Genomic DNA, 8021 nt, shown 5'->3' on the forward strand with positions numbered 1-8021 from the left:
GGTGAGGAAGTAGCTAAGAAAGTAACTGATAAAGTTACATTCAATCGTGAAGCTAAGATCAATTCAGTAACAGGTGAGATCACATACGGTAACTGGACAGCTAAAGATGGAGATACAACATTCGATAAAGTTGAATCACCAGTAGTTAAAGGCTACATCCTGAAAGATGCCAAACAAAAAGAAGTAGCAGCTACAACAGGATTAACTGCAGACTCTAAAGATGAAAATATCGAAGTTGTCTACACTAAACTTGGTTCATGGATTCCAAAAGTACCAGAAGGTTCTACACCAGTTCCTCCGGTTACGTATCCAAACGATCCAAACGATCCAACTAAACCTGGAACTGATAAACCTAAAGTGCCTTATATCCCAGGAACTACACCGGTGGTGCCAAAAGATCCAACTAAACCAATTAGTCCGGATAACCCACTAGTTCCATTAACACCAGTAGATCCAAACGATCCAACTAAAGGATATGAAGTACCACCAGTACCAACAGATCCAGGAACTGATACGCCAATCACTTACGTAACTGATAAACAAAAAGCTATCACTAACTTCGTAGATGAAAAAGGTAAAGTAGTATCAACTCCAGTAATTGATGAAGGTGATTCAGGAGCTAACTTCACTAAGTCTAAAGTTGATGAAGTAACTAAGACTATTGAAAAACTTGAAAAAGCTGGTTATAGAGTCGTTAAGAACGAGTTCCCATCTAAAGATACAGATAGAGTATTTGATAAAGATAAATCTGTAGAGCAAATCTTCACTGTAACAGTAGCTGAAAGAATTATTCCAGTTACACCAGGTAAACCAATAGATCCAACTGATCCAAACTTACCGAAGAATCCAGATGGAACACCTGTGACACCATCTACACCAGAACCAGGTAAACCAGTATTCCCTAACGATCCAAACAGCCCAGTATGGCCAAATACTGTGAAAGATCTTGTAACTGAGAAATCAGCTACACGTACGATCAAGTATGTAGATCGCAATGGAAACGAAGTTTCTGAAACTCGTGTTGAAACAATCAAGTTCACACGTGAAGCGAAAGTTAACTTAGTAACTGGTGAAATCACATATGGTGAATGGACAACAGATCGTAACGATGATATCTTCAACGGTTACCAAGTACCAGTTGTGAAAGGATACATCGCTAAAGCTGGTGATCTAGAATCATCAACTAAAGATGTACAAGTAACTCCTGATACAATCAAGGATATCAATGAAACAGTGATTTACGATAAGTTAGGTTCATGGATTCCAAATATCCCAGGAACACCAACAAATCCAATCACATATCCAAACGATCCTAAAGATCCAACTAAACCAGGAACAGATAAACCTAAAGTGCCTTATGTACCAGGATTTATCCCTGTAGACCCAGAAGGTCAACCATTGAAACCAGTTGATCCAAATGATCCAACGAAAGGATACGAAGTACCAGACGTACCTGGTGATCCAACGCAAGATACACCAATCAACTACATTCCTAAGGATCCTACACCAAATCCAACTCCATACCCAGGTCCAACTCCAGCTCCAACTCCTAAACCAGAGCCTAAGCCGGAACCAAAACCTGAGCCAAAACCAGAACCAGAAACTCCACAACCTGTAACACCTGCAGATAATGGAGATAACAACGGAAATAATAATGGTACTCCAGCAACTCCAGCTCAACCAGCAGCGCCTTCTACACCTCAATACATGGATGGTCAACGTGAACTTCCAAATACAGGTACAGAAGATCATGCTAGCCTTGCAGCACTTGGACTTCTAGGAGCCCTAAGTGGATTTGGATTGATTGCTCGTAAGAAAAGAGAAGATGAAGAATAATCATTTTGATTCTCATTAGATGCTGACTTGCAATCAGATAAAGAAAGAACTTGAGATTTGCTATCTCAGGTTCTTTTCTTTCTCTTTTTGAAAATGGTATAATATAGTGAGAACGATAGAGGAGAAGTGTAAATTGATCGCACAACTAGATACAAAAACAGTCTATAGTTTTATGGAGAGTGTCATTTCAATCGACAAGTATGTGAGAGCAGCTAAAGAATTCGGCTACACTCATCTGGCTATGATGGATATTGACAATCTTTATGGGGCTTTCGACTTTCTAGAGGGTACAAAAAAATACGACATTCATCCTTTATTAGGACTTGAAATGAATGTGTTTGTAGATGATAAGGATGTGAATCTGCGCTTTTTAGCTTTATCTAGTGTTGGCTATCAGCAGTTGATGAAACTTTCAACAGCCAAGATGCAGGGGGAGAAAAGTTGGTCAGTTTTATCTCAGTATCTAGAGGATATTGCGGTAATTGTGCCTTATTTTGAAGAGCTTGAGTTGTTAAATCTAGGTTGTGATTACTATATAGGTGTTTACCCAGAAACATTGGCCAGCGAATTTCACCATCCAATCTTGCCATTGTATCGGGTCAATACATTTGAAAGTAAGGATAGAGAAGTTCTTCAAGTATTAACAGCGATTAAAGAAAATCTACCACTCAGAGAAGTCCCTTTGCGTTCGAAACAAGATGTTTTTATATCAGCAAGTTCTTTAGAGAAACTATTCCAAGAACGTTTTCCGCAAGCCTTGGACAATTTAGAAAAGCTTATTTCAGGTATCTCTTATGACTTGGATACTAGTCTGAAATTGCCTCGCTTTAATCCAGCTAGGCCAGCAGTAGAAGAATTGAGAGAACGTGCTGAATTGGGGCTTGCTCAGAAGGGGTTAGCTGGTAAAGAATATCAAGACCGTCTAGACCAAGAATTGGCTGTTATTCATGATATGGGCTTTGATGATTATTTCTTGGTTGTCTGGGATTTGTTGCGTTTTGGACGTTCGAATGGCTATTATATGGGAATGGGACGGGGTTCCGCAGTTGGTAGCTTGGTTTCCTATGCTCTAGACATTACAGGGATTGACCCAGTAGAGAAAAATCTGATTTTTGAACGTTTCCTCAATCGTGAACGCTATACCATGCCTGATATTGATATTGATATTCCTGATATTTATCGTCCAGATTTTATCAGATATGTTGGTAATAAATATGGTAGTAAACATGCGGCTCAAATCGTTACTTTTTCTACCTTTGGGGCTAAGCAAGCTCTTCGAGATGTCTTGAAGCGCTTTGGTGTGCCAGAGTATGAATTATCTGCAATTACCAAGAAAATCAGTTTTCGTGATAATCTCAAGTCGGCTTATGAGGGTAACCTCCAGTTTCGTCAGCAAATCAATAGTAAGTTAGAATACCAAAAAGCCTTTGAAATTGCCTGCAAGATTGAGGGATATCCAAGACAAACCTCTGTCCATGCGGCTGGTGTTGTGATCAGTGACCAAGATTTGACTAACTACATCCCTCTAAAGCATGGTGACGAAATTCCACTGACTCAGTATGATGCTCATGGAGTTGAAGCAAGTGGACTTTTGAAAATGGATTTTCTGGGGCTACGAAATTTGACCTTTGTCCAGAAGATGCAAGAATTGCTTGCTGAAACAGAAGGTATTCACCTTAAAATTGAAGAAATTGATTTGGAAGACAAAGACACCCTAGCTTTGTTTGCGTCTGGTAATACAAAAGGTATCTTTCAATTTGAGCAACCTGGTGCCATTCGCCTACTCAAGCGTGTTCAACCAGTCTGTTTTGAAGATGTCGTAGCAACTACTTCCCTAAATCGACCAGGTGCTAGTGATTATATCAATAATTTTGTAGCTAGAAAACATGGGCAGGAGGAAGTGGCTGTACTAGACCCAGTTCTGGAGGATATTTTGGCTCCAACTTATGGCATTATGCTCTATCAGGAGCAGGTTATGCAGGTTGCTCAGCTATTTGCCGGATTTAGTCTTGGGAAGGCCGATATTTTGCGTCGTGCTATGGGGAAAAAGGATGCCTCTGCTATGCATGAGATGAGGGCTTCCTTTATTCAAGGCTCCATAGAAGCTGGTCATACTGCGGAAAAGGCAGAGCAGGTCTTTGATGTTATGGAGAAGTTTGCAGGTTATGGTTTTAACCGATCTCACGCCTATGCCTACTCAGCCTTGGCCTTTCAGTTGGCTTATTTTAAAACACATTATCCAGCCATCTTTTATCAGATTATGTTGAATTCTGCCAACAGTGATTATGTAACAGATGCCTTAGAAGCTGGTTTTGAAGTGGCACCTCTGTCTATCAACACTATTCCTTATCACGATAAAATTGCCAACAAGTCCATCTATCTAGGTCTGAAATCGATTAAGGGGCTCAGCAAGGATTTGGCGCTTTGGATTATTGAACATAGACCTTATTCTAATATTGAAGATTTTTTAGCTAAACTACCTGAGAATTATTTGAAACTTTCCTTGCTGGAACCTTTGGTAAAAGTTGGTCTTTTCGATTCATTTGAAAAAAATCGTCAAAAAGTATTCAATAATTTAGCTAATCTATTTGAATTTGTGAAAGTATTAGGAAGCTTATTTGGAGAGACCATCTATAGTTGGCAAGATTCGGAGGACTGGTCGGAGCAAGAAAAATTTTACATGGAACAAGAGCTTCTAGGAGTAGGCGTCAGCAAACATCCACTACAAGCTATTGCAAGTAAGGCTATTTATCCGATTACTCCTATTAGTAATTTGTCAGAAAATAGCTATGCTATTATCTTGGTTGAAGTTCAGAAGATAAAAGTAATTCGTACCAAAAAAGGTGAAAATATGGCTTTCTTACAGGTGGATGACAGTAAGAAAAAATTGGATGTTACACTCTTTTCAGATTTATATCGACAGGTTGGTCAGGAAGTAAGAGAAGGAGCATTCTACTATATCAAAGGGAAAGTCCAGTCACGTGACGGTCGTCTGCAAATGATTGCACAAGAAATAAGAGAAGCAGTTGCTGAGCGCTTTTGGATTCAGGTGAAAAATCATGATTCGGATCAAGAAATTTCGAGAATTTTAGACCAGTATAAAGGCCCAATCCCAGTCATTATCAGGTATGAAGAGGAACAGAAAACTATTGTTTCTCCCCATCATTTTGTGACTAAATCTGATGAATTAGAAGCGAAATTGAATGGAATAGTTATGAAAACGATTTATCGCTAAAATTACGGAAAATAGAAGAATTTTCAACGTAAATGTGGTATAATCAGTAAGAATGTTAAAAGAAAAAGGAGCATAACCAATATGAAACGTATTGCTGTTTTGACTAGTGGTGGAGACGCCCCTGGTATGAACGCTGCCATCCGCGCAGTTGTTCGTCAAGCAATTTCAGAAGGAATGGAAGTGTTTGGTATCTATGATGGATATGCAGGTATGGTTGCCGGTGAAATTCATCCCCTAGATGCAGCTTCAGTAGGGGACATCATTTCTCGTGGTGGTACTTTCCTTCACTCAGCTCGCTACCCAGAGTTCGCTCAACTTGAAGGGCAACTTAAAGGGATTGAGCAATTGAAAAAACACGGGATTGAAGGTGTAGTTGTTATTGGTGGTGACGGATCTTACCACGGTGCTATGCGTTTGACTGAGCATGGCTTCCCAGCTATCGGTCTTCCAGGTACAATCGATAACGATATCGTTGGTACTGACTTTACAATCGGTTTTGACACAGCGGTTACGACTGCTATGGACGCTATCGATAAGATTCGTGATACGTCATCAAGTCACCGTCGTACTTTTGTTATCGAAGTTATGGGACGTAACGCTGGTGATATCGCTCTTTGGGCTGGTATTGCAACTGGTGCTGATGAAATCATCATTCCTGAAGAAGGATTCAAGATTGAAGATATCGTTGAAAGCATTAAATGCGGTTATGAGTGTGGTAAAAAACACAATATCATCGTCTTGGCTGAAGGTGTGATGTCAGCGGCTGAATTTGGTCAAAAACTAAAAGAAGCTGCGGATACAAGCGACCTTCGTGTGACAGAACTTGGACATATTCAACGTGGTGGTTCTCCAACTGCGCGTGACCGTGTTTTGGCGTCACGTATGGGTGCCCATGCTGTTAAACTTCTTAAAGAAGGTATCGGTGGTGTTGCGGTTGGTATCCGTAACGAGAAAATGGTTGAAAACCCAATTCTTGGAACTGCAGAAGAAGGAGCATTGTTTAGCCTTACTGCAGATGGTAAGATTGTGGTTAACAACCCACACAAGGCTGACCTTGAGCTATCTAGCTTGAATAAGAGCTTGTCATAATTTATAATTTAGTTAATAAGACCAAAAAGGTCATATATAAAGGAGTCACAAAAATCATGAATAAACGTGTAAAAATCGTTGCAACTTTGGGACCTGCGGTAGAAATCCGTGGTGGTAAAAAATTTGGTGATGACGGATACTGGGGTGAAAAACTTGATGTTGAAGCTTCAGCTAAAAACATTGCCAAATTGATTGAAGCTGGTGCTAACACATTCCGTTTCAACTTCTCACACGGTGACCACCAAGAACAAGGTGAGCGTATGGCAACTGTTAAACTTGCAGAAAAACTTGCAGGTAAAAAAGTTGGTTTCCTTCTTGATACAAAAGGACCAGAAATCCGTACAGAATTGTTTGAAGGTGAAGCTAAAGAGTATTCATACAAAACTGGTGAGAAAATCCGTGTTGCAACTAAACAAGGAATCAAATCAACTCGTGATGTGATTGCATTGAACGTTGCTGGTGCTCTTGATATCTATGATGATGTTGAAGTTGGTCGTCAAGTTTTGGTTGACGATGGTAAACTTGGTCTTCGTGTGGTTGCTAAAGATGATGCAACTCGTGAATTTGAAGTTGAAGTTGAAAACGATGGCGTAATTGCTAAACAAAAAGGTGTTAACATCCCTAACACTAAAATTCCTTTCCCAGCTCTTGCTGATCGTGATAACGATGATATCCGCTTCGGTCTTGAACAAGGTATCAACTTCATCGCGATTTCATTCGTACGTACTGCAAAAGACGTTAACGAAGTTCGTGCAATCTGTGAAGAAACTGGAAATGGACATGTTCAATTGTTCGCTAAAATCGAAAACCAACAAGGTATCGATAACTTGGATGAAATCATCGAAGCTGCTGATGGTATCATGATTGCTCGTGGTGACATGGGTATCGAAGTACCATTCGAAATGGTTCCAGTTTACCAAAAAATGATTATCACTAAAGTCAATGCTGCAGGTAAAGTTGTTATCACTGCAACAAACATGCTTGAAACAATGACTGAAAAACCACGTGCAACTCGTTCAGAAGTATCAGACGTATTTAACGCTGTTATCGACGGAACTGACGCTACAATGCTTTCAGGTGAGTCTGCAAATGGTAAATACCCACTTGAGTCAGTAACTACAATGGCTACAATCGACAAGAACGCTCAAACTCTTCTTAACGAATACGGACGTTTGAACTCAGATTCATTTGAACGTAACTCTAAGACAGAAGTAATGGCTTCAGCTGTTAAAGATGCTACTAACTCAATGGATATTAAATTGGTTGTAACTCTTACTAAGACAGGTCACACTGCACGTTTGATCTCTAAATACCGTCCAAATGCTGACATCTTGGCATTGACATTCGACGAATTGACAGAACGTGGATTGATGTTGAACTGGGGTGTTATCCCAATGTTGACAGATGCTCCATCATCAACTGACGATATGTTCGAAATCGCTGAACGTAAAGCAGTTGAAGCAGGACTTGTACAATCTGGTGACGATATCGTTATCGTAGCTGGTGTACCAGTTGGAGAAGCTGTTCGTACAAACACAATGCGTATCCGTACAGTACGTTAATCTAACATTAAAAAGCCTATCATATCAAGCTTTCTAGCCTGTATGATGGGCTCTTTTTTTGTCTATGGAGCACAAATGGGGCAAAACTTTTTACTTTCGATTTAATGCGACGGTATCAAGTTCGTCAAATACTGCTTGCTACAGACTTTTTGTAACGTGAGGATAGATCTAATTGGTAGTTTTCGGATTTATGCCCAAACTGTGACATGATAGCTTTTAAAGTTATGGGCACCTCTAAAAACCTATCCAATGGACACCAAAATATGAGATAATAGCCTTATCATAAGATGAGGTTATTA

General features: G+C 39.9%; 4 protein-coding genes. All 4 read left to right on the forward strand.

Features of this window, described 5'->3' with window-relative positions; genetic code table 11:
* Positions 1 to 1836, forward strand: a 1836-nt coding sequence (locus tag K1I71_RS09290) for a mucin-binding protein (RefSeq protein ID WP_223330827.1), incomplete at its 5' end; no start/stop codon positions are given.
* A gap of 133 nt (positions 1837 to 1969) precedes the next feature.
* On the forward strand, positions 1970 to 5071 hold the full coding sequence (locus tag K1I71_RS09295; RefSeq protein ID WP_223330828.1) for a DNA polymerase III subunit alpha: 3102 nt from the start codon (positions 1970 to 1972) through the stop codon (positions 5069 to 5071).
* Positions 5072 to 5152: 81 nt separating this feature from the next.
* Positions 5153 to 6160 (forward strand): 6-phosphofructokinase, encoded by a 1008-nt coding sequence (gene pfkA, locus K1I71_RS09300; RefSeq protein ID WP_223330829.1) that lies wholly within the window; start codon positions 5153 to 5155, stop codon positions 6158 to 6160.
* A gap of 56 nt (positions 6161 to 6216) precedes the next feature.
* On the forward strand, positions 6217 to 7722 hold the full coding sequence (gene pyk / locus K1I71_RS09305) for a pyruvate kinase (protein ID WP_020902894.1): 1506 nt from the start codon (positions 6217 to 6219) through the stop codon (positions 7720 to 7722).
* The last annotated feature ends 299 nt before the right edge of the window (positions 7723 to 8021 follow it).

The sequence above is a fragment of the Streptococcus mitis genome (genome assembly GCF_019929545.1).
Classification (GTDB): Bacteria; Bacillota; Bacilli; order Lactobacillales; family Streptococcaceae; genus Streptococcus; species Streptococcus mitis_BU.